Origin of the sequence: Streptomyces sp. SAI-135 (assembly GCF_029893805.1) — a bacterium.
Lineage (GTDB): Bacteria > Actinomycetota > Actinomycetes > Streptomycetales > Streptomycetaceae > Streptomyces.
Genome location: NZ_JARXYP010000002.1, coordinates 7,626,649 through 7,648,413 on the forward strand (window position 1 = coordinate 7,626,649; position 21,765 = coordinate 7,648,413).

The 21,765-nt window shown below is 72.3% G+C and carries 21 protein-coding genes and 1 pseudogene; 14 read left to right on the forward strand and 8 right to left on the reverse strand.

All coding sequences use genetic code 11. The annotated features are described in order from the left end of the window. The first annotated feature begins 130 nt into the window (after nt 1-130). From M2163_RS38835 to M2163_RS38845, 3 genes are all read left to right on the forward strand, one after another. On the forward strand, nt 131-1,111 hold the full coding sequence (locus tag M2163_RS38835) for a multicopper oxidase domain-containing protein (protein ID WP_280896330.1): 981 nt from the start codon (nt 131-133) through the stop codon (nt 1,109-1,111). A 14-nt stretch (nt 1,112-1,125) separates the two neighbouring features. Continuing rightward, entirely contained in the window at nt 1,126-2,040 is a 915-nt protein-coding gene (locus M2163_RS38840; protein WP_280848228.1) for an NAD(P)-binding domain-containing protein, read from the forward strand. Between the two features lie 124 nt (nt 2,041-2,164). Beyond that, nucleotides 2,165-3,190, forward strand: a complete 1,026-nt coding sequence (locus tag M2163_RS38845; protein ID WP_280848227.1) for a LacI family DNA-binding transcriptional regulator — start codon at nt 2,165-2,167, stop codon at nt 3,188-3,190. A gap of 11 nt (nt 3,191-3,201) precedes the next feature. Here M2163_RS38845 and M2163_RS38850 read toward each other — a convergent pair whose 3' ends face one another. After that, nucleotides 3,202-3,996, reverse strand: coding sequence for a VOC family protein (locus M2163_RS38850; protein WP_280848226.1), 795 nt, complete (start codon nt 3,994-3,996; stop codon nt 3,202-3,204). Nucleotides 3,997-4,261: 265 nt separating this feature from the next. Here M2163_RS38850 and M2163_RS38855 point away from each other — a divergent pair, with 265 nt between their 5' ends. After that, nucleotides 4,262-4,510, forward strand: a complete 249-nt coding sequence (locus M2163_RS38855) for a WhiB family transcriptional regulator (protein ID WP_280854036.1) — start codon at nt 4,262-4,264, stop codon at nt 4,508-4,510. Nucleotides 4,511-4,870: 360 nt separating this feature from the next. Here the strand turns inward: M2163_RS38855 and M2163_RS38860 are convergent, their stop codons facing one another. The 3 genes and pseudogenes from M2163_RS38860 to M2163_RS38870 all read right to left on the reverse strand — a co-directional run bounded on the left by M2163_RS38860 (nt 4,871) and on the right by M2163_RS38870 (nt 8,641). Next, complete coding sequence (locus M2163_RS38860; protein WP_280848224.1) at nt 4,871-5,848, reverse strand: acyl-ACP desaturase; 978 nt, start codon at nt 5,846-5,848, stop codon at nt 4,871-4,873. A gap of 207 nt (nt 5,849-6,055) precedes the next feature. Beyond that, nucleotides 6,056-6,832: a dimethylargininase gene (ddaH, locus tag M2163_RS38865; protein ID WP_280896331.1), complete on the reverse strand. Its 777-nt coding sequence runs from the start codon at nt 6,830-6,832 to the stop codon at nt 6,056-6,058. Between the two features lie 187 nt (nt 6,833-7,019). Continuing rightward, a pseudogene (locus M2163_RS38870) lies at nt 7,020-8,641 on the reverse strand (ATP-binding cassette domain-containing protein). Between the two features lie 284 nt (nt 8,642-8,925). Between M2163_RS38870 and M2163_RS38875 the strand changes: the two are divergent. Then, complete coding sequence (locus M2163_RS38875) at nt 8,926-9,573, forward strand: GPP34 family phosphoprotein (protein WP_280896332.1); 648 nt, start codon at nt 8,926-8,928, stop codon at nt 9,571-9,573. Nucleotides 9,574-10,107: 534 nt separating this feature from the next. Here the strand turns inward: M2163_RS38875 and M2163_RS38880 are convergent. Further along, nucleotides 10,108-10,524 (reverse strand): SsgA family sporulation/cell division regulator, encoded by a 417-nt coding sequence (locus tag M2163_RS38880; RefSeq protein WP_280848220.1) that lies wholly within the window; start codon nt 10,522-10,524, stop codon nt 10,108-10,110. 250 nt (nt 10,525-10,774) lie between these two features. Here M2163_RS38880 and M2163_RS38885 point away from each other — a divergent pair, with 250 nt between their 5' ends. After that, a complete protein-coding gene (locus M2163_RS38885) occupies nt 10,775-11,878 on the forward strand; it encodes an oxidoreductase (RefSeq protein WP_280896333.1) in 1,104 nt (367 codons plus the stop codon). Nucleotides 11,879-11,928: 50 nt separating this feature from the next. After that, complete coding sequence (locus M2163_RS38890) at nt 11,929-12,258, forward strand: plasmid stabilization protein (RefSeq protein ID WP_280896334.1); 330 nt, start codon at nt 11,929-11,931, stop codon at nt 12,256-12,258. A gap of 26 nt (nt 12,259-12,284) precedes the next feature. On the opposite strand, the gene M2163_RS38895 is transcribed toward M2163_RS38890, so the two are convergent. Beyond that, complete coding sequence (locus M2163_RS38895) at nt 12,285-12,581, reverse strand: YciI family protein (RefSeq protein WP_280896335.1); 297 nt, start codon at nt 12,579-12,581, stop codon at nt 12,285-12,287. A 42-nt stretch (nt 12,582-12,623) separates the two neighbouring features. Between M2163_RS38895 and M2163_RS38900 the strand changes: the two genes are divergently transcribed. Beyond that, entirely contained in the window at nt 12,624-13,328 is a 705-nt protein-coding gene (locus M2163_RS38900) for an endonuclease V (protein ID WP_280848216.1), read from the forward strand. A 45-nt stretch (nt 13,329-13,373) separates the two neighbouring features. Then, on the forward strand, nt 13,374-13,532 hold the full coding sequence (locus M2163_RS38905; protein ID WP_280848215.1) for a hypothetical protein: 159 nt from the start codon (nt 13,374-13,376) through the stop codon (nt 13,530-13,532). Between the two features lie 295 nt (nt 13,533-13,827). Here the strand turns inward: M2163_RS38905 and M2163_RS38910 are convergent, their stop codons facing one another. Then, on the reverse strand, nt 13,828-14,358 hold the full coding sequence (locus M2163_RS38910) for a hypothetical protein (RefSeq protein ID WP_280896336.1): 531 nt from the start codon (nt 14,356-14,358) through the stop codon (nt 13,828-13,830). Next, entirely contained in the window at nt 14,355-15,533 is a 1,179-nt protein-coding gene (locus M2163_RS38915; protein ID WP_280896337.1) for a saccharopine dehydrogenase NADP-binding domain-containing protein, read from the reverse strand. The genes M2163_RS38910 and M2163_RS38915 overlap by 4 nt, the downstream gene beginning before the upstream one ends. Before the next feature lie 92 nt (nt 15,534-15,625). Between M2163_RS38915 and M2163_RS38920 the strand changes: the two genes are divergently transcribed. From M2163_RS38920 to M2163_RS38940, 5 genes are all read left to right on the forward strand, one after another. Further along, nucleotides 15,626-15,853, forward strand: a complete 228-nt coding sequence (locus M2163_RS38920; protein ID WP_280897384.1) for a hypothetical protein — start codon at nt 15,626-15,628, stop codon at nt 15,851-15,853. 108 nt (nt 15,854-15,961) lie between these two features. Further along, entirely contained in the window at nt 15,962-17,116 is a 1,155-nt protein-coding gene (locus M2163_RS38925) for a CaiB/BaiF CoA-transferase family protein (RefSeq protein ID WP_280896338.1), read from the forward strand. After that, nucleotides 17,113-18,255, forward strand: a complete 1,143-nt coding sequence (locus tag M2163_RS38930; RefSeq protein WP_280896339.1) for an acyl-CoA dehydrogenase family protein — start codon at nt 17,113-17,115, stop codon at nt 18,253-18,255. The genes M2163_RS38925 and M2163_RS38930 overlap by 4 nt, the downstream gene beginning before the upstream one ends. Nucleotides 18,256-18,276: 21 nt before the next feature. Next, complete coding sequence (locus M2163_RS38935; RefSeq protein ID WP_280848211.1) at nt 18,277-19,491, forward strand: acetyl-CoA C-acetyltransferase; 1,215 nt, start codon at nt 18,277-18,279, stop codon at nt 19,489-19,491. 42 nt (nt 19,492-19,533) lie between these two features. Beyond that, entirely contained in the window at nt 19,534-21,711 is a 2,178-nt protein-coding gene (locus M2163_RS38940; protein ID WP_280896340.1) for a 3-hydroxyacyl-CoA dehydrogenase NAD-binding domain-containing protein, read from the forward strand. Nucleotides 21,712-21,765: the final 54 nt, after the last annotated feature.

Below are 21,765 nucleotides of genomic sequence, written 5' to 3' on the forward strand. Positions count from 1 at the left end.
CCAATACCTATGACCGGGATCGGACGAACTTTGTCCTGAGTGTGGATAAACGGCTCCCCGACCGGTACCGTCTCACCGGTTCATCACAGGGACGTCTTGGCAAAACCCGTATCACGGTGGGGAGTTCCGCATGGGCGCACTGAACAGACGTGGCTTCAACCGGCGGGTGCTGCTCGGTGGTGCGGCGGTCGCGACATCGTTGTCGATGGCCCCCGAGGCCCGTAGCGACGCGGGTCCGGCGCAGGCGGCCCCCGGCGGCGGCGAGGTCAGGCGCATCAAGCTGTACGCCGAGAAACTGGCCGACGGACAGATGGGCTACGGGCTGGAGAAGGGGAAGGCGACCGTCCCCGGTCCGCTCATCGAGCTCAACGAGGGCGACACCCTGCACATCGAGTTCGAGAACACCATGGACGTCCGCGCGAGTCTGCACGTCCACGGTCTGGACTACGAGATCTCCAGCGACGGAACGAAGCTGAACAACAGTGACGTCGAGCCGGGCGGCACCCGCACCTACACCTGGCGCACCCACGCCCCGGGCCGCCGGGCGGACGGCACCTGGCGGGCGGGCAGCGCGGGCTACTGGCACTACCACGACCACGTGGTCGGCACGGAACACGGAACCACCGGCATCCGCAAGGGCCTCTACGGCCCGGTGATCGTCCGCCGCAAGGGCGACACCCTGCCGGACGCGACCCACACGATCGTCTTCAACGACATGCTCATCAACAACAAGCCGGCGCACTCGGGGCCCGACTTCGAGGCCACGGTGGGCGATCGGGTCGAGTTCGTGGTGATCACGCATGGCGAGTACTACCACACCTTCCACATGCACGGTCACCGCTGGGCGGACAACCGCACCGGCATGCTCACCGGCCCCGACGACCCGAGCCAGGTCATCGACAACAAGATCGTGGGCCCGGCGGACTCCTTCGGCTTCCAGGTCGTCGCGGGGGAGGGGGTCGGGGCGGGCGCGTGGATGTACCACTGCCATGTGCAGAGCCACTCCGACATCGGCATGGTCGGCCTGTTCCTGGTGAAGAAGACGGACGGGACGATCCCCGGCTACGAGCCCCACGAGCACACCGGCCAGCGTGCCGAGCACCACCACTGACCGATCATGGGCGGGTGACTCTTCTTCTCACACGCGGTGATCTGGAGACGGTGCTGGAACCGGCGACCTGCCTGGACGTCCTGCGCGACGGCTTCAGCGTCGCGGACGGCGTGCCGATCGCGGGACAACGGGTGCGCACGGACCTCCCGTTCCCCGGCACGGCGACCGCGCTGATCCCGGGCCTGCTGCCCGGCGTTCCCGCCTACACGGTGAAGGTCAACGCCAAGTTCCCCGGCGCCCGGCCCGCCCTGCGCGGGGTGATCTGCCTGCACAGCGGTACCGACGGCGAGCTGTTGGCACTGCTGGACTCGGCGACCGTCACGGCGTGGCGGACGGGGCTCGCGGCGGCCCTGGGCACCCATCTGCTGGCCGGCCGGGGAGAAGTCGTGGGAGTGATCGGGGCAGGCGCGCAGGCCGAGCTGATGGTGCGGGGCCTCGGAGCGCTACGGCCCCGCAGCGCCCTCGTCGTCCAGGACACCTCCGCCGACCGGGCCGCCGAGTTCGCCGCGCGGCACGGCGGCCGGGTGCTGTCCTCCGCCGCGGAGGTCGCCGGGGCCGCCGACATCGTCCTGACGGCGACCTGGTCCCGGGAACCGCTGCTGCACCTGAAGGACACCAGGCCGGGCCAGCACTTCACGAGCCTGGGCGTGGACGAGCCCGGCAAGGCGGAGCTGGCCGCCGATCTGCTGGAGGCCGCGCTGCTGGTGGTCGACGATCGCGAACTCACGGCAGGCGTAGGCGTGTTGAGGCGTCCCGACGCGACCCTCGGTGAGATCGTGCGCTCCGAGCACCCCGGCCGCACGACCGACGGGGACCGCACGGTCTACGCCCCCGTGGGCATGCCCTGGCAGGACCTCGCGCTGGCCTGGGCGGCGTACGGGCGGGCCGAGCGGGAGGGCATCGGACGGCGGGTGGATCTGCTGGCCTGAGGCCGCGGGAGGGCCGCACGCGTGCGACGAGCCCCTGCCGCCCCCCGGGACTCCCGAGAGCGCTCTCACCGGACCTCCCTGCGGGGGCTATCCTGATCCGCACCCGCCGACGAGGAGCCCCGCAGTGACCGAGACAGCGCCGCGCCCGACCCTGGAGGCCGTGGCGGCACGGGCCGGGGTGTCGCGGGCCACCGCGTCCCGGGTGGTGAACGGCGGGGACGGGGTCAGGGAACCGCTCGTCGAGCGGGTGCGCAGGGCCGTCGAAGAGCTCGGCTACGTGCCCAACCAGGCCGCCCGCAGCCTCGTCACCCGGCGCCACGACGCCGTCGCGGTGGTCGTGGCCGAGCCGGAGACCCGGGTCTTCGCCGACCCCTTCTTCGCGCTGCAACTGCGGGGCATCAGCAAGGAGCTGACCGCCCACGACAACCAGCTCGTCCTGCTGCTCACCGAGGGCCGCGACGACCACGCCCGGGTCGGACGCTACCTCGCCGGAGGGCACGTCGACGGCGCGCTGGTCTTCTCGCTGCACCTCGACGACCCGCTGCCCGGACTGATCCAACGGGCCGGTGTCCCCACGGTGTTCGGCGGACGGCCCGGCTGGAGCGACGGGACGACGGACGTCGTGTACGTCGACAGCGACAACCGGGGCGGTGCCCGCGAGGCCGTACGGCATCTGGTCGGGCTCGGGCGCACCCGCGTCGCCCACATCACCGGTCCCCTCGACCAGACCTCCGCGGCCGACCGGCTCGACGGCTACCGGGACGTCATGGGCGACGCCGATCCGGGGCTCGTGGTGCGGGGCGACTTCACCCATGCCGGCGGGGAGCGGGCGATGCGGGAACTGCTCGACCACCGGCCGGACGTGGACGCGGTGTTCGCCGCCAACGACCTCACCGCGTCCGGCGCCCTGCGGGTACTGCGCGAGCGTGGCCGCAGGGTGCCCGAGGACGTGGCGGTGATCGGCTTCGACGACATGCTGCCGGTCGCCGAGCAGACCGATCCGCCGCTGACGACGGTTCGTCAGGACATCGAGGAGATGGGCCGGTTGATGGCCCGCCTGCTGCTGCGGGACCTCGACCCCGCGCGCGCGGGCGCCGCACCGGCGGGTGTCGTCCTGCCCACCACGCTGGTGCGGCGCGTCTCCGCCTGACCGCGGTCGCCCTAGGGAGCCTGCCGCGGGTCGCTCTTGATCACCGCGAAACGGGCGCCGTACGGGTCGGCCAGCTTGGCGATCCGGCCGACGCCGGGCACGTCCGTGGCGGGCAGCCGGACGGTGCCGCCCAGCTCCTGCGTCCTCGCCACCGTCGCGTCGGTGTCCGTGACCTCGAAGTACGGCATCCAGCAGGCCCCGGCCTGCGCCTCCAGCGGGTCGTCGGCGAGCGGGACGATGCCGCCGAACATGCTGTCCTCGTCCTGTCCGTCCGGCAGGACGGTGGTGTACGTGCCGCCGGGGAAGTCGACGGCGTAGGTCTCCAGGCCGAGGGTCGCGCGGTAGAAGTAGGCGGCCATCGGCAGGTCGGCCGTGTACAGCTCGACCCAGCACAGCGAGCCGGGCTCCTGGGTGACGTCCAGGCCCATGTTCTGCCCGGGCTGCCAGATGCCGAAGGGCACGCCCGCCTTGTCGGCGAGGATCGCCATGCGGCCCTGGTCCAGCACGTCCATGGGCTGCATGAGCACCGCGCCGTGCGCCTGCTCGGCCGCCTTCGCGGTGGCGTCCGCGTCCGGGGTCTGGAAGTACACGGTCCAGGACGGCGGGCCCTGGTCCGGTGTGGTCTGCATGCCGCCCGCGGCGATCCTGCCGTCGAGCCGGAACAAGCCGTAACCGCCGGTCTCGGGCGGGCCCGGCCGGAACTCCCAGCCGAACAGGCCGCCGTAGAAGGTGGTGGCGCCGTCGATGTCGGGGGTGCCGAGGTCGATCCAGTTGGGCGCGCCGGTGACATAACGGGTCGTGAGCATCTCTGCCCTCCTCTGAGGGGTCCCGTTGCCTGTACCGCCGAGTCTTGCACCGTCCACTGACAATCGCTGCCGGGACGCCGCGGCGGCTCGGTGAGGCCCCGGCCACCCTGCCGCGGGACCTGGAGACACGCAGGCGAAACGATGCCGCGCGCCGCCGTGCGCCCCCGCGTCGCTCGGAGGACCATCAAGGCGGCGGGGAGCCGTGAACGGCGTCGTTGATCCCGCGTTGATCGAACGTTTTTCGCTGCCCGGCACGATCTCGGCCATGCACATCGACACCATCACCCCGACCGACCCCGCCTGGCAGGCGCAGGCGTTGTGCGCGCAGACCGGGGCGGACTTCTTCTTTCCCGAGCCGGGCAGCTCGGTACGGGAGGCGAAGCGCATCTGCGGCATGTGCGAGATGCGCCCGGCCTGCCTCGAGTACGCCCTGGCCAACGACGAACGCTTCGGCGTCTGGGGCGGCCTCTCCGAGAAGGAGCGCCTGGCGATCAGACGACGCCAGAACCCGTGAGCGGACGGACCGGGAGCGCGGCCGGGTTAACGGAGCGGACCCGGGCGTGACGCGGAGGGCCGGATACGGTCGGGCCACATGGCCGACGGAGCGCACGATCGACGGCCCGCGACGGCCCGCGACGGACGGCTGCGGCGGCGCAAGGTGCGCGGCGCCGAGTCGACTGCCGTCAGCGCCGGGGCCGTGGCGGCCTCAGCGACCGGCGCGAGGACGCGTCGCAGGCCGTGCCAGGCGACGCGTGCGTGTGCGGCAGGCCGCCCCGAGCCTGCCCGGTCCTCGAGTCGCCCTGGCGGCAGGTCGACGCCTCCCACCACCGGCTCTGATCGGGGCGGCGCAGGCCACCCTGAGGACCAAGCGGTGTCAGGCGCTCGCTCGGGCCGCCATCCGGGCCTTGCGTGCCGCGAGCTTCTCGTCGAACTTCACGGCCTCCGCGTCCAGCCCGCCCATGTACAGGCCGAGCTCGTCCTGCGCCTTCTGGCCCTCGGGACCGAGACCGTCGATCTCCATGACCTTCAGGAAGCGCAGGACGGGCTGGAGCACGTCGTCGTGGTGGATGCGCATGTTGTAGATCTCGCCGATCGCCATCTGCGCGGCGGCCCGCTCGAAGCCGGGCATGCCGTGGCCGGGCATCCGGAAGTTCACGATCACGTCGCGCACCGCCATCATCGTGAGGTCGGGCGCGAGCTCGAAGGCCGCCTTCAGCAGGTTCCGGTAGAAGACCATGTGCAGGTTCTCGTCGGTGGCGATGCGCGCCAGCATGCGGTCGCAGACCGGATCCCCGGACTGGTGGCCGGTGTTGCGGTGCGAGACGCGGGTCGCGAGCTCCTGGAAGGAGACGTAGGCCACGGAGTGCAGCATCGAGTGGCGGTTGTCCGACTCGAAGCCCTCGCTCATGTGGGCCATGCGGAACTGCTCCAGCTTGTCCGGGTCCACCGCGCGCGAGGCGAGCAGGTAGTCCCGCATCACGATGCCGTGCCGGCCCTCCTCGGCGGTCCAGCGGTGCACCCAGGTGCCCCAGGCGCCGTCACGGCCGAAGAGCGAGGCGATCTCGTGGTGGTAGCTGGGGAGGTTGTCCTCGGTGAGGAGGTTCACGACGAGGGCGATCCGGCCGATCTCGGTGACCTTGGACTGGCCCTTCTCCCAGGCCTCGCCGTCCTCGAAGAAACCGGGGAAGTTGCGGCCGTCGCTCCACGGCACGTACTCGTGCGGCATCCAGTCCTTGGTGACCTTGAGATGCCGGTTGAGTTCCTTCTCGACCACTTCCTCCAGCGCGTACAGCAGTCGCGCGTCGGTCCACTCGGAGGACGGGCTGCCGAGGTGAGGGGAAGTGATCGTCACAGGTACTCCAGGGGGACGCGACAAGAACGTATGCGGGGTCCGGCGAGCGGTGCCGGGAACCTACGGCATCGTAGGCTACGAAACCGTAGGTTACGAGACCGTAGGTTAAGGCTGCCGTAAAGGCCCCTGATCAGCGGTGATCCCCGGGTACGCCGACGGCCCCGGGAACCGCAGGTCCGGGGCCGTCGGGGTGACGCGTTCGCCCGATCAGGCGTACAGGTCCCGCAGTCGCACTGAGAGGCATGTCACACAGCCCTCGAGCTTCTCGAACTCGCTGATGTCCACCACGACCGGTTCGAATCCGAGGTCGGTGAGCAGTTCCGCGGTCTTCGGCGCGCTCGCGGCCATGAGCAGCTTGGGGCCGCCCAGGAGGACGACGTGGGCGCCCGCCTCCTCCGGTACGGACAGGAAGCGCGGGAAGAGCGCCGGCCGGTCCACCTTGGGGATGTGCCCGATGACGGTGCCGTCGGGCAGTGCGGTGACCGCCGACTTCAGGTGCAGCACCTTGCTCACCGGTACGGCGACCACCCGCGCCCCGAGCGGTTCGAAGGCCGCCCGCAGCTGCTGGACGCCGGCCGCGTTGGTACGCCCGCCCCGGCCCACGTAGATCGTGTCGTCGATCTTGAGCACGTCGCCGCCGTCCAGGGTGCCCGGCTCCCAGATCCAGTTCACCGAGCAGCCCAGGCGGGCCACGGCCTCCTCGACGCCGACGGTCTCCTCGCGCCGGGACTCGGCGCCGGAGCGCGCGATCAGGGCGACGTTCTTGTACATGACCACGGTGTCCTCGACGAACACGGAGTCCGGGCAGTCGTCCTCCGGGTCCACCTCGACGGTCTCCCAGCCGTGCGCGCGCAGGGCCTCCACGTACGCCTCCCACTGTTCGAGCGCGAGGTCGACGTCGACCTTCTCGCGCTCGACGTGCGTCACCAGACCTTCGGCGAGGCGCGGGCTGGGGCGGCGGACGAGGGCCTTCTTGCTGGGCACGAGGGAACTCCGTATCGGCGGGACAGGGGCGGCTCCCGTGACGGGCGCCGGTCAGCCATCATGCAGCGCCGGTCCGTGTCGACAAAACCCCCGCAGTCAGGCTGTGGCCCTCCTGAGACGCTCCACGGCCCCGCCCGGAGCGGCCGCCGCGCTCCGGGCGGGGCCGCTCCGGCCGCCGTCGGGGACGCTACGCGGGGAACTCCAGGTCCTCCGGAGTGACCTCCCGCAGCTCCCCGTCGAGCATCAGCCAGCGCGTGATGCCGATCGACTTCAGGAACGGCAGGTCGTGGCCGGCCACGACCAGCGCGCCCTCGTACGACTCCAGGGCCGAGGTCAGCTGACGCACGCTCGCGATGTCCAGGTTGTTCGTCGGCTCGTCGAGCATGAGCAGCTGGGGCGCGGGTTCCGCCAGCATCAGCGCCGCGAGGGCCGCCCGGAAGCGTTCGCCGCCGGACAGTGTCGACGCCTGCTGGTCGGCCCGGGCGCCCCGGAACAGGAAGCGGGCGAGACGGGCCCGCACCCGGTTGTCGGTGGCGCCCGGTGCGAGGCGGGCCACGTTCTCGGCGACCGACAGCTCGCCGTCGAGGACGTCCAGCCGCTGGGGCAGGAAGCGCAACGGGACGTGGACCGTCGCCTCGCCCGACACCGGCGGCAGTTCTCCGGCGATCGTGCGCAGCAGCGTCGTCTTGCCCGCGCCGTTGCGCCCGATCAGCGCGACCCGCTCGGGCCCGCGCAGGTCGAGACCCTTCACGTGGGCGCCGTGGGCGAGCCGGAGGTCCATCAGGGTCAGGACCGTACGGCCCGGTGGTACGGCCGTGTACGGCAGGTCGACGCGGATCTCGTCGTCGTCCCGTACGGCCTCCACCGCCTCGTCGAGCCGGTCCTTGGCCTCGGCGAGCCTGTCCTCGTGCATGATGCGGTGCTTGCCGGCGGAGACCTGGGCCGAGCGGCTCTTCAGCTTCATGACGGCCCGCGGTTCGCGCTTGGTGTCGTACATCTTCTGGGCGTAGCGCCTGCGGTGGGCCAACTTGGTCTGCGCTTCCACCAGTTCGCGCTTCTGCCTGCGCAGGTCGGACTCGGCGACCCGCACCATCCGTTCCGCCGCCTCCTGTTCGACGGCGAGGGCCTCCTCGTAGGCGGAGAAGTTGCCGCCGTACCAGCTGACCTCCCCCGCGCGCAGATCGGCGATCTGGTCGACCAGGTCCAGGAGTTCACGGTCGTGGCTGACCACGACCATGACGCCCGGCCATGAGGCGACGGCCGAGTACAGCCGCCTGCGGGCGTACAGGTCGAGGTTGTTGGTGGGTTCGTCGAGGAGCAGGACGTCCGGCCGGCGCGCAGCAGCAGCGCGGCGAGGCGCAGCAGCACCGACTCGCCGCCCGAGACCTCGCCGATCCTGCGGTCCAACCCGAGGTGCCCCAGGCCGAGTTCGCCGAGTGTGGCCAGGGCCCGCTCCTCGACGTCCCAGTCGTCGCCGACGGTCTCGAAGTGCTCCTCGGACACGTCGCCCGCCTCGATGGCGTGCAGGGCGGCGCGCCGCGCGGCGACACCGAGCGCCTCGTCGACCCGCAGGCCGGTGTCGAGCGTGACGTTCTGCGGGAGGTGGCCGACCTCGCCCGCGACGCGCACGGTGCCGCCGGACGGGGTGAGTTCGCCAGCGATGAGCTTCAACAGGGTTGACTTTCCCGACCCGTTGACGCCGACGAGGCCCGTCCGGCCGGGGCCGAAGGCGATGTCGAGGCCGTCGAAGACGGGGGTGCCGTCGGGCCAGGAGAAGGCGAGTGAGGTGCAGGTGAGGGAAGCAGACATGTGGGTCTCCGCGGTTGCTCGAAGCGAGAAGGGGCAAACGCGTATCGAGACACCCGCGACCACGGGGGAGGACCAGGAGACCGGAGGGCGGGGACAGGCCCTGCTCGTCGGGAACGGCTCGTATGCCGAGGTCGCACGCGGCGCACACACCTCAGGTGTGTGACACGGTGTCTCAAAACCTCAGACGAGCAACGTCCTTCTCCGATCGACGGCAACAGAAGCGTTCTACACCGTACGAGGCGGCCACAGGGCTGTCAACGAGTTAAAGCGCCTTAGGAGGCCCCGTGCCCGACGGCCCGCTCTCCCTGCCGGCCCACCTCTACCTGCTGGCCTGGGACACCTCGAAGTCCGAGGCCGCCGGTGCCGCCCAGGTACCCCAGCTGGTCCGGGCCGGTGCCCTGACCGAACTGGCCCGGCGCGGTCTGCTCCTGGACGTGGACGGCATCGCCACGCCGGTCGACATGGACGCCGAGAGCGGCGACCCCGTCCTGGACGGGCTGCTCGAACTGGTCCGCGAGTCCCGGCCGCACCGGTGGCGGAGCTGGGTGACGCCCCACACCCGGTACACCCTGGACGCCGTACGGGAACAGCTCACCGCGGGCGGACATCTGCACGCCAGGAAGCGGCGGGCCCTCGGGCTGTTCCCCACGGTGGAGTACGACCTGGCCCGCCCCGCCGCCGTGGAGGCGCTCCAGGACCAGGCCCGGCAGGTCCTGCGGGGGTCGGTGCCCGCCATGGACGTCTCCGAGCGGGACGCGGCCCTCGTCGCGCTCGCCGCGGCGGCCGAGCTGCGCACCCTGCTGCCCCGCGGGGAACACCACGAGGCGCGCGTCGAGGAACTGGTCGAGCGCGGCGGGCAGGTGGCGCCGGTGCTGCGGGAGCTGGTCCACGGAGTACGCGGGGCGGCGGCCTCCGTCGCGGCGCGCGCCTGACGCCGACGCCGGAATCCTGGCGGGCGCGCCCGCGGGGTCACCTCTTCGGGCACCGTGCGCGGCGCACGTCGAGGATGCCGCGGCGCACGTCGAGGATGTCGGGTACGGCGGCCGGGGTGGACCGGCCGGGTGCGGGCGAGATCGGGGGCCGGTGGCGGTGCAGGGCGGCTCGCGCCGTGTTGGGTTCGGGCGCTCTGGGGACTGTGCCGCCGGGCGGGCGCCGGACGACGCCAAGAGGCGTCGGACGGGCGCTGCGGGCGTCCGGTGCCTGGCACGGGGCGAAAGACGAGCTACTGGTGAGGGCGGGCGTGCCCACGGGCCCTCTGCGCCTCGACGCCCGCAGCCCTCTTCGTCGCCGGACAGGATCACCGTCCCCGGGGCCGTCGACCCAGGGACCGCAAAAGTCTCACCCGCCCCACCCACGCCCTGTTCCGCCGCGCCGCGCCGCGCGGGAGCTGCGGGACGCGGCGACGCACGCGCGCCCGCCGATGGGCTCGACCAGGACGAGCTCGGCGCCCTCCTGGGAAGCAGGCGTCAGTAGGCGTCGCGCATCAGCTCGGCCAGGTCGTGGTCGAGGTCGAGCTGGAGGTGCTCGAGACCGGTCGGCACGAGGTCGTTCGTCGCCTCCAGGAACCGGCGCAGCTCGCCCGTGCGCACATGCACGACGGCGGTGCCCTCCGGGGCGTGGAACTCGAGAACGGTGCGGTCGTAGCCGTACGGACGCACCCGGACGTCGCCGTGGCCCTCGGGCTCGTGCAGACCGGTGGTGAGCAGTTCGCGGCTGAAGGTCCAGCAGACCTCGACGCCCTCCAGCGTGGCCGGGGCGGGGAAGGTCATACGGACGGCGAACGGATCGCAGCGGTCGTAGTGCAGTGTGGCGGGAATGCTCGGCATCCGCGGTGCCGCGGCGACGAGACGGGCCTCTACGGGCTGCTCGATGACGGTGGACAACGCCTTGCTCCCTCGTGACGGCTGATCGGGCTTCCGGGTGGGACGGGCACTGGAAGAGACGTCGGAACGGGCCGGTCCGTGTACACGAAAGTCGAGTGACCTCTGTCACCGTCTTCATGCACGGGTGTGATCCAGTCCTTCTCCCGTGCCCCGAGAGGCACTTGTGACACCCCGCGCACCTCCGGGCGGCCGGCCGAGGGCCTCTGGACGGCGCCGGAGGCGTGGGCTAGCTTCGCCCGCCATGAGGCGCATGGGGAACACGCGAGGCAAGAGACGCACGGGCCTGACGATCCGGGCCGCCGCCGCGGGAGCGGCCTGCGCGGCGGTGCTGGCCGCCCTGACCGCCGTGCCGGCCGAGGCGCACGACCCGCACGGCCGGACACCGCACTGGGAGCTCAAGGACAGCGGCACCCCCGACGTACGGTTCCGCGGGCTGGCGGCGGTCAGCCGGGACACCGCCTGGCTGGCCGGCACCCAGGGCACCGTGCTGCGCACCACGGACGGCGGCGCGAGCTGGCGAAACGTCTCACCGCCGGGTGCCGCCGAGCTCCAGTTCCGGGACGTCGAGGCCTTCGACGCACGCCGGGCGGTGGTCCTGGCCATCGGGGAGGGCGAGGCGTCCCGCGTCTACCGCACCGAGGACGGCGGCGCGACCTGGACCGAGTCCTTCCGCAACACCGACGCCAAGGCCTTCTACGACTGCCTCACCTTCTTCGACCCCCGCCACGGCCTCGCCATGAGCGACCCCGTGGACGCGAAGTTCCGCATCCTGTCGACCTCCGACGGCGGCCGCTCCTGGAAGGTGCTGCCGGACAAGGGCATGCCGGCCGCTCTCGACGGCGAGGCGGGATTCGCCGCGAGCGGGCAGTGCCTGGTCGGCTCGGGGCCGCGGGACGTCTGGCTGGCCACCGGCGGGGCCGCACGCGCGCGTGTCCTGCACTCCGCCGACCGGGGGCTGACCTGGACGGCGTCCGACACGCCGATCCCGGCGGGCGACCCGGCCAAGGGCGTCTTCGCCCTCGCCTTCCGCGACCGCGGCCACGGTCTCGCGGTCGGCGGTGACTACCGCCCCGACCAGAGCTCCCCGTCGGCCGCCGCCCGTACCGCCGACGGGGGCGCGACCTGGCGACCCGCCGCCGCCCCGGTGAGCGCCTACCGCTCCGGGGTGGCCTGGCTCCCGCACAGCCGCGCCGCCGCCCTCGCGGTCGGCCCCACGGGCACCGACCTCACCCGGGACGGCGGCCGGACCTGGCACACGGTGGACACCGGTTCGTACGACACCGTGGACTGCACACCCGACGGCGGCTGCTGGGCGGCCGGGGAGAAGGGGCGGGTGGCTCGTCTGGAGAGGTGAGTGGCGGAATGTGGGTACCCGGTCGCCAACGGCGAAAGGAGTGAACCCACATGCCAGCCGGTTCGAACTCGAAGCGCGAACGCCAGTACGAGCACATCAAGAAGAGCGCGGAGGACCGGGGCGAGAGCACCGGACGGGCCAAGGAGATCGCGGCGCGGACGGTCAACAAGGAACGCGCCCGCTCCGGTGAGTCCAAGACCGCCAGCCGTACCTCGACCGAGGACATGTCCTCGGGCAAGCGGGGCGGCCAGCGGTCCGGAAAGGGCTCCCAGGGTCCGACCTACGACCAGTTGTACGAGGAGGCCAAGCGCAAGGGCGTCAAGGGCCGTTCGGACATGAACAAGAGCCAGCTCCAGCGTGCCCTCGGCAACAAGAGCTGACCGTCAGGCCCCGGGGTCCCTCAGCCTCAGCGGGGCGTCTCCCGGTACGGTTCCAGCGCCGGGGCCGTCTTCGTCGCCGCGAACTCGGTGACGCGGTACGCACAGACCCCGGCCGTGACGAAGGGGTCGCCCGCGACGATCTCCTCGATCCGCGCACGGTCCTCCGCGACGGCGATGATCACCCCGCCCTCGCGGGGGTTCTTGCGCCCGGAGGCCAGGAAGACGCCCCGCTCGTACAGCTCGTCCAGCCAGGCGACGTGCGCCGGCAGCACGGCGTCCACGGCATCGAGCGGGGCGGTGTAGCTCAGGTCCAGTACGAACATGATCGCGAGCCTACGCCGCCCCGCCGTAGGCTCGTTGCCACCATGACGACAGTGGACATTCCCGCGGGCTGGCCCGCGACCGAGGAACAGGCCCGGGCGGTCCAGGACCGGTTGAGGGCGGGCACGATCCTTGACGAGCCAGGCCCGCCGCCCGGCACCGGCCGTGTCACCGGGGTCGACGTGGCCTACGACGACGAGCGGGACGTCGTCGCGGCGGCGGCCGTGGTGCTGGACGCGGCGACACTGGAGGTCGTCGCCGAGGCCACCGCCGTCGGCCGGATCTCCTTCCCGTACGTCCCCGGCCTGCTCGCCTTCCGCGAGATCCCCACGGTCCTCGCAGCCCTCGACGCCCTGCCGTGTCCGCCCGGCCTGGTCGTCTGCGACGGCTACGGCCTCGCCCACCCCCGCCGCTTCGGCCTCGCGAGCCACCTCGGCGTCCTCACCGGTCTGCCGACGATCGGGGTCGCCAAGAACCCCTTCACCTTCACCTACGACGATCCCGGCGCCCGGCGCGGTGAGTGGACGCCGCTGCTGGCGGGTGCGGAGGAGGTCGGCAGGGCCCTGCGCACGCGTGCGGCGGTGAAGCCGGTCTTCGTCTCCGTCGGCCACCGCGTGAGCCTGGACAACGCCTGCGCCCACACGCTCGCGCTCACCCCGTCCTACCGCCTGCCGGAGACGACGCGCAGGGCGGACGCGCTGTGCCGGCGGGCGCTGCGGGAGGGGGTGCTGAGTACGTCGTCTGAGTAGCTGTACGGATGTGCGTGCCCCGGTGCCCCCGGCAGGCTGTCCCGCATGACGACGCACCGCATGACCCACCGTTCCCCCAAGCCCCTCACCGACCCGAACCGGCCCGTCGAGCGTGCCGTGACCGCCGCGCTGATCCTCGGCGTGCTCGCGGGGCTCGGCTGGATCGCGGGGATGATCTACACGGTGGCCGGCTGGTCCTTCTGACGGGCCCGCACCGGCCCGTAGCCCCGCGGGCTCTCCGACTCGCGGCCCCGCGGGTTCACAGGCTCCCCGCCACGCGGGCTCTCCGGCCCGTAGCCGCGCGGGCGCATCGGCTCGCTGCCGCACGGGCTCTCCGGCCCGTAGCCGCGCGGGTTCACAGGTTCCCCGCTGTCCGGGCTCTCCGGCAGGTTGCCGCGCGGGCTCACCGGCCTGTCGCCACCCGGGTTCACCGGCCCGCTGCCGGGCGGGTTGACGGGCTCCCCGCCATGGGGGCTTTTCGGCTCGCTGCCGCGCGGGTTCACAGGCCCCCGCTGTCCGGGCTCTCCGGCCCGTCGCCGCGCGGACGCATCGGCTCGCTGCCGCGCGGGTTCACAGGCTCCCCGCTGTCCGGGCTCTCCGGCAGGTCGCCGAGCGGGCTCCCCGGCCTGTCGCCACCCGGGTTCACCGGCCCGCTGCCGGGCGGGTTGACGGGCTCCCCGCCATGGGGGCCTTTCGGCCCGTAGCCGCGCGGGCTCTCCGGCCCGTAGCCGCGTGGGCTCTCCGGCCCGTCGCCGCGTGGGCGCATAGGCCCGTCGCCGCGCGGACGCATCGGCTCGCTGCCGCGCGGGTTCACAGGCTCCCCGCTGTCCGGGCTCTCCGGCAGGTCGCCGAGCGGGCTCCCCGGCCTGTCGCCACCCGGGTTCACCGGCCCGCTGCCGGGCGGGTTGACGGGCTCCGCGTCATAGGGGCCTTTCGGCCCGTAGCCGCGCGGGTTCACAGGCTCCCCGCTGTCCGGGCTCTCCGGCAGGTCGCCGAGGGGGCCCTCCGCTTCGTCGCCCCCCGGGTTCACCGGATCGCCGCCACCCGGAACGTGATTCCGGCCCGCCGCAGCCGCTCGATCAGTGCGTCCCCCATCGCCACCGCCGTCGTGACCTGACCGGACGTCTCCGGAAGGTCGTCGAAGGCAAGGGACAACGCCGACTCGGCGAACATCTTCGCCGTCTCGTCGTACCCCGGGTCGCCGCCCGCCACCTCGGTGAACACCCGGCGGCCGCCGCCCTCGCCGACGAAGCGCACCGAGAACCAGCTCCTGGCCCGCTTCTCGGGGCTGGGTCCGTCACCCGGCCGCACCCGGCCGGACAGCCAGCGCCGCGCGGGCGGCACCTGGGCCGCCGCGAACAGCGCGCCCACGGCCGCGACCCCGCCCACCGCGACCGGCAGCCGCCGTACGGCGGCGTAGTGCCGGTAGCGGAAGTCCGGGCCGTAGCGCTCCAGGGCCTTCGCCGACCGCCGGACGATCTGCGCGTCGATGGTCGGCAGCGGCAGGGCCCAGGCGCCGACCTCCTGGGCGTAGCGCGGGGCGCCGGTCGGCGTGGCGGCCCGCCGGCCCACCAGCCGCGGCTCGTGTCGTGCGCGGTCCCGGGCGGCGGCGATCATCTGCCGGCCGCGGGCGAACTGGTTGAGGGCCGAGGCGAAGGTCCCGCCGGAGAACATGGCGTCCGCGGTCACGAACCCGTCGACGGTGAGCGGCACGCCCTCCGGCAGCTGCCGGACCGTGAACCAGGCCCCCAGGTCGTGCGGGACCGAGTCGAAGCCGCACGCGTGCACCAGCCGTGCGCCCGTCTCTCGCGCGCGTGCGTCGTGCCGGACGTACATCAGGTCCACGAACTCCGGCTCCCCGGAGAGGTCCAGGTAGTCCGTCCCCGCGTCGGCGCAGGCCGCGACGAGCTCCTCGCCGTAGGTCAGATAGGGGCCGACCGTCGTGGCCACCACGCGCGCGTGCCCGGCGAGGGCGCGCAGCGAGTCCGGGTCGCGGACGTCGGCCGTGAGCACCCCGACCTCGGTGCCCTCCGGCAGCCGCTCGCGCAGCGCCCTGAGCCGGACCTCGTCGCGGCCGGCGATCGCCCACCTCAGATCGTCCGGGCCGTGCGCCGCGAGGTACTCCGCGGTGAGCGCTCCCGCGAAGCTCGTCGCCCCGAAGAGCACGATGTCGTAGGGACGGTCCGACCTTTTCAGCCTGCTCATGACACTCCTGGATCCCGCCGCACGCGCCGTTGTCGGTGGCCGAGGCTAGCGTGAGGAGTGCGGAGTCCGACGAGGAGGCCGGAGGCGGGACGGTGGCGGTGTCCGGGAATGCCCTGCGGAAGTGGGAGCAAGCACGCGAGTTCGCCCTCGGGCTGCCGGGCGCCGAGCCCGCCGGGTACGGCCTGGGCAGAGCCGGCTGGGTGCGCGTCCCGCTCGCGGAGCAGGGCGCCCCGGCGGCCGGTCTGCTGTGCGACTGGGTCGAGGAGAGCTGCCGCGCGATCACGCCGAAACGGCTGATAGCGGAGATCGCTGAGCGGTGACCGGCCGATAATTGGCTAAGCGCTTGCTCGTTCAGGTCTTGTGTCCGCTGGAACGTGTTCTTAGCATCGCTGGTGTTACATCAGTTGTGTCACGCCGATGGGGGCTGGATGACAACGGCAACGACGCCCGGGCCCGGCCCGCTCGCCGGCGTGCGCGTGGTCGAGCTGGCCGGTATCGGCCCCGGCCCGTTCGCCGGCATGCTCCTCGCCGACCTCGGGGCCGACGTCGTCCAGGTCACCCGCCCCGGCGGCGCCTCGCTCGCGATCGACCCGGACCGCGACATCACCAACCGCAACAAGCGCTCGGTGGTCGTCGATCTCAAGGCCCCCGAGGGACCCGCGCGCGTGCTCGACCTCGCCGCCCGCGCCGACATCCTCATCGAGGGCAACCGCCCCGGCGTCGCCGAGCGCCTCGGGGTCGGCCCCGAGGACTGCCACGCGCGCAACCCCGCCCTCGTCTACGGCCGGATGACCGGCTGGGGCCAGGAGGGACCGCTGGCCCCCCGCGCCGGGCACGACATCGCCTACATCGCCCTCACCGGCACCCTCGGCATGATCGGCGAACCCGGCCGCCCCCCGGCCGTCCCTGCCAACCTCCTCGGCGACTACGCGGGCGGCTCCCTCTACCTCGTCGTCGGCGTCCTGGCCGCCCTGCACCACGCGCGGGCGACCGGCACCGGCCAGGTCGTCGACGCCGCCATCGTCGACGGCACCTCCCACCTCTCCGCGATGATCCACGCCATGACCGCCGCCGGCGGCTGGCAGGACCGGCGCGGCGCCAACCTCCTCGACGGCGGCTGCCCGTACTACGGCACCTACGAGACCGCCGACGGCAAGTACATGGCGGTCGGCGCGCTGGAGCCGCAGTTCTACGACCTCTTCCTCGACCTGCTCGGCCTGACCGACTTCGGGGACGCCCGCAAGGACTGGACCCGCTGGGGCGAGCTGCGCGAGGCGGTCGCGGCCCGCTTCCGCAGCCGTACGAGAGACGAGTGGGCGGCCGTCTTCGAGGGCACCGACGCGTGCGTGGCGCCCGTCCTGTCGTTGCGGGAGGCCCCGCACCACCCGCACCTCGCCGCCCGCGGCACCTTCACCGACCACGGCGGCATCACCCAGCCCGCGCCCGCTCCCCGCTTCTCGGCGACCCCCACGGCCGTCCGCACCGGACCCGCCCGGGCCGGCGCCGACACCGCGGCCGTGGCACACGACTGGGACGTACCGGACCTCGTGAACGACAAGGAACTCCCGAAAGGCCCCGAATGAAGCGGCAGCTCTTCGCCCCCGAGCACGACGCGTTCCGCGAGACCGTGCGCGCCTTCCTGGCCAGGGAGGTCCTGCCGCACTACGCGCAGTGGGAGAAGGACGGCATCGTCTCCCGCGAGGCCTGGCGGGCGGCCGGAAGGCAGGGCCTGCTCGGACTCGCCGTGCCCGAGGAGTTCGGGGGCGGCGCCACCACCGACTTCCGCTACGCCACCGTCCTCGCCGAGGAGTTCACCCGCGCGGGCACTCCCGGACTCGCCCTGGGCCTGCACAACGACGTCATCGGCCCGTACCTCACCGGCCTCGCCACCGAGGAGCAGAAGCGCCGCTGGCTGCCCGGCTTCTGCGACGGCTCGCTCGTCACCGCCATCGCCATGACCGAGCCCGGCGCGGGCTCCGACCTCCAGGGCATCCGCACGCACGCGGAGGACCGCGGCGACCACTGGCTGCTGAACGGCTCCAAGACCTTCATCTCCAACGGGATCATCGCCGACCTGGTGATCGTCGTCGCCAGGACCACCCCCGAGGGCGGGGCCCGCGGACTGTCGCTGCTGGTCGTCGAGCGGGGCATGGACGGCTTCGAGCGCGGTCGCAACCTCGACAAGATCGGCCAGAAGGCCCAGGACACGGCCGAACTGTTCTTCCACGACGTGCGCGTGCCCAGGGAGAACCTCCTCGGCGAGCGCGACGGCGCGTTCGGGCACCTTATGACCAACCTCGCCCAGGAGCGCCTGAGCATCGCCGTCTCCGCGATCGCCGCCGCCGAACACCTCCTGGAGATCACCACCGCGTACGTCAAGGAGCGCGAGGCCTTCGGCCGGCCGCTCGCCACCAAGCAGCACATCCGGTTCGAGATAGCCGAGATGGCCACCGAGTGCGCCGTCACGCGGACGTTCGTCGACCGCTGCGTCGAGGACCACTCGGACGGGGGACTGGACGCCGTCCACGCCTCCATGGCCAAGTGGTGGGCGACCGAGCTCCAGAAGCGGGTCGCCGACCGCTGCCTGCAACTGCACGGCGGCTACGGCTACATGAGCGAGTACCCGGTCGCGCGGGCCTTCACCGACGGCCGGATCCAGACCATCTACGGCGGCACGACCGAGATCATGAAAGAGATCATCGGCCGTTCCCTGCTGAGCTGACCCTCATCGAAAGGCTTCCCCGTGAGCACCGAAGCGTACGTGTACGACGCGATCCGCACCCCGCGCGGCCGCGGCAAGGCGAACGGCGCCCTGCACGGCACCAAGCCCATCGACCTGGTCGTGGGACTCATCCACGAGATCCGGGCCCGCTTCCCGGACCTGGACCCGGCGGCGGTCGACGACATCGTGCTCGGTGTCGTCGGGCCGGTCGGCGACCAGGGCTCCGACATCGCCCGGATCGCCGCGATCGCCGCCGGCCTGCCGGACACGGTCGCGGGCGTGCAGGAGAACCGCTTCTGTGCCTCGGGTCTGGAGGCCGTCAACATGGCCGCCGCCAAGGTGCGTTCGGGCTGGGAGGACCTGGTCCTCGCGGGCGGGGTCGAGTCGATGTCCCGGGTACCGATGGCCTCCGACGGCGGCGCCTGGTTCAACGACCCGATGACCAACCTGGCCGTCAACTTCGTGCCGCAGGGCATCGGCGCGGACCTGATCGCCACGATCGAGGGATTCTCGCGGCGGGATGTCGACGAGTACGCCGCGCTGAGCCAGGAACGTGCCGCGACGGCCTGGAAGGAGGGCCGCTTCGACCGCTCCGTGGTCCCCGTGAAGGACCGCGCGGGCCTGACCGTCCTCGACCACGACGAGCACCTGCGGCCCGGCACCACCGCCGACTCCCTGGGCAAGCTCAAGCCGTCCTTCGCGGACATCGGCGACCTCGGCGGCTTCGACGCCGTGGCCCTGCAGAAGTACCACTGGGTCGAGAAGATCGACCACGTCCACCACGCGGGCAACTCCAGCGGCATCGTGGACGGCGCCTCACTGGTCGCGATCGGCTCCAAGGAGGTCGGCGAGCGCTACGGCCTCACCCCGCGCGCGCGGATCGTCTCCGCGGCCGTCTCCGGCTCCGAGCCCACCATCATGCTCACCGGCCCCGCGCCCGCCAGCCGCAAGGCGCTCGCCAAGGCCGGGCTGACCATCGACGACATCGACCTCGTCGAGATCAACGAAGCCTTCGCGGCGGTCGTCCTGCGCTTCGTCAAGGACATGGGCCTCTCCCTGGACAAGGTCAACGTCAACGGCGGCGCGATCGCGCTCGGCCACCCGCTCGGCGCGACCGGCGCCATGATCCTGGGCAGCCTGATCGACGAACTGGAGCGCCAGGACAAGCGCTACGGGCTCGCGACCCTCTGCGTCGGCGGCGGCATGGGCATCGCCACCGTCGTCGAGCGCATCTGACCCCCTCCCACGGATACGACGGATCACACGGAGCACTTCCACATGAGCACTCAGTCCACGACCATCCGCTGGGAACAGGACCGCGACGGCGTCGTCACCCTCGTCATCGACGACCCGAACCAGTCCGCCAACACCATGAACCAGGCGTTCCGCGACTCCCTCGCGCACGTCACCGACCGCCTGGAGGCCGAGAAGGACACCATCCGCGGTGTCATCATCACCTCCGCCAAGAAGACCTTCTTCGCCGGCGGCGACCTGCGCGACCTGATCCGGGTCACCCCCGAGACCGCGCAGGACCTCTTCGACGGCGGCCTCGCCATCAAGCGCAACCTGCGCCGCATCGAGACCCTCGGCAAGCCGGTCGTCGCCGCCATCAACGGAGCGGCTCTCGGCGGCGGTTACGAGATCGCCCTGGCCTGCCACCACCGCATCGCCCTCGACGCGCCCGGCTCCAAGATCGGCTGCCCCGAGGTCACGCTCGGCCTGCTTCCCGGAGGCGGCGGAGTCGTCCGCACGGTCCGCATGCTCGGCATCGCCGACGCCCTCCTGAAGGTCCTGCTCCAGGGCACCCAGTACGCCCCGCGGCACGCCCTCCAGAACGGCCTGGTCGACGACGTGGCCACCACGCAGGACGAACTCCTCGCCAAGGCCCGCGCGTTCATCGAGGCCAACCCCGAGTCCCAGCAGCCCTGGGACCGGCCGGGCTACCGCATCCCGGGGGGCACGCCCGCCAACCCGAAGTTCGCGGCGAACCTGCCCGCCTTCCCGGCGAACCTGCGCAAGCAGACGGGCGGCGCGCCCTACCCGGCCCCGCGCAACATCCTCGCGGCCGCCGTGGAGGGCGCCCAGGTCGACTTCGAGACCGCGCAGGTCATCGAGGCGCGCTACTTCGTCGAGCTGGCCGCCGGACAGACCTCGAAGAACATGATCCAGGCGTTCTTCTTCGACCTCCAGGCGGTCAACTCCGGCGCGAACCGCCCCAAGGGGATCGAGCCCCGGCAGGTCCGCAAGGTGGCCGTGCTCGGCGCCGGGATGATGGGTGCGGGCATCGCGTACTCGTGTGCCCGCGCGGGCATCGACGTGGTCCTGAAGGACGTGTCCCCGCAGGCGGCGGCCAAGGGCAAGGCCTACTCGGAGAAGCTGTGCGCCAAGGCGGTCTCCCGCGGCCGTACGACGAAGGAGAAGGCGGAAGCCCTCCTGGCGCGCATCACCCCGACGGCCGACCCCCAGGACGTGGCGGGCTGCGACGCGGTCATCGAGGCCGTCTTCGAGGACTCGGCGCTGAAGCACAAGGTCTTCCAGGAGATCCAGCACATCGTCGAGCCGGACGCGCTGCTGTGCTCCAACACCTCGACCCTGCCGATCACCGCGCTCGCCGAAGGAGTGGAGCGCCAGGACGACTTCATCGGCCTGCACTTCTTCTCGCCGGTCGACAAGATGCCGCTGGTCGAGATCATCAAGGGCGAGCGCACCGGCGAGGAGGCACTGGCCCGCGCCTTCGACCTGGTCCGGCAGATCAGGAAGACCCCGATCGTCGTCAACGACTCGCGCGGCTTCTTCACCTCCCGCGTGATCGGCCACTTCCTCAACGAGGGCGTCGCGATGGTCGGCGAGGGCATCGAGCCCGCGTCGATCGAACAGGCGGCGGCGCAGGCCGGCTACCCGGCGAAGGTGCTCTCCCTGATGGACGAGCTCACGCTGACGCTCCCGCGCAAGATCCGCAAGGAGACCAGGCAGGCGGTGGAGGAGGCGGGCGGCACCTGGACGCCCCACCCCGCCGAGGCGGTCATCGACCGCATGGTCGACGAGTTCGGCCGCACGGGCCGCAGCGGCGGCGCCGGCTTCTACGACTACGGCGACGACGGCAAGCGGTCCGCGCTGTGGCCGGGGCTGCGCGAGCACTTCACCCGGCCGGGCTCGGAGATCCCCTTCGAGGACATGCAGGAACGCATGCTCTTCTCCGAGGCGCTCGACACGGTCAAGCTGCTGGAGGAAGGCGTCCTGACCTCGGTCGCCGACGCCAACATCGGCTCGATCTTCGGCATCGGCTTCCCGGGCTGGACCGGCGGCGTCCTGCAGTACATCAACGGTTATCAGGGCGGCCTGCCGGGCTTCGTGGCACGCGCGCGTGAACTGGCGGACCGGTACGGAGAGCGCTTCACGCCTCCGGCACTGCTGGTCGAGAAAGCGGAGAACGGGAGCCGTTTCACGGACGAGTGAGCCGGACGCGTCACGAACGCCGGGCGGGGTGACGACGGCCCGTCCGGCGTTCGG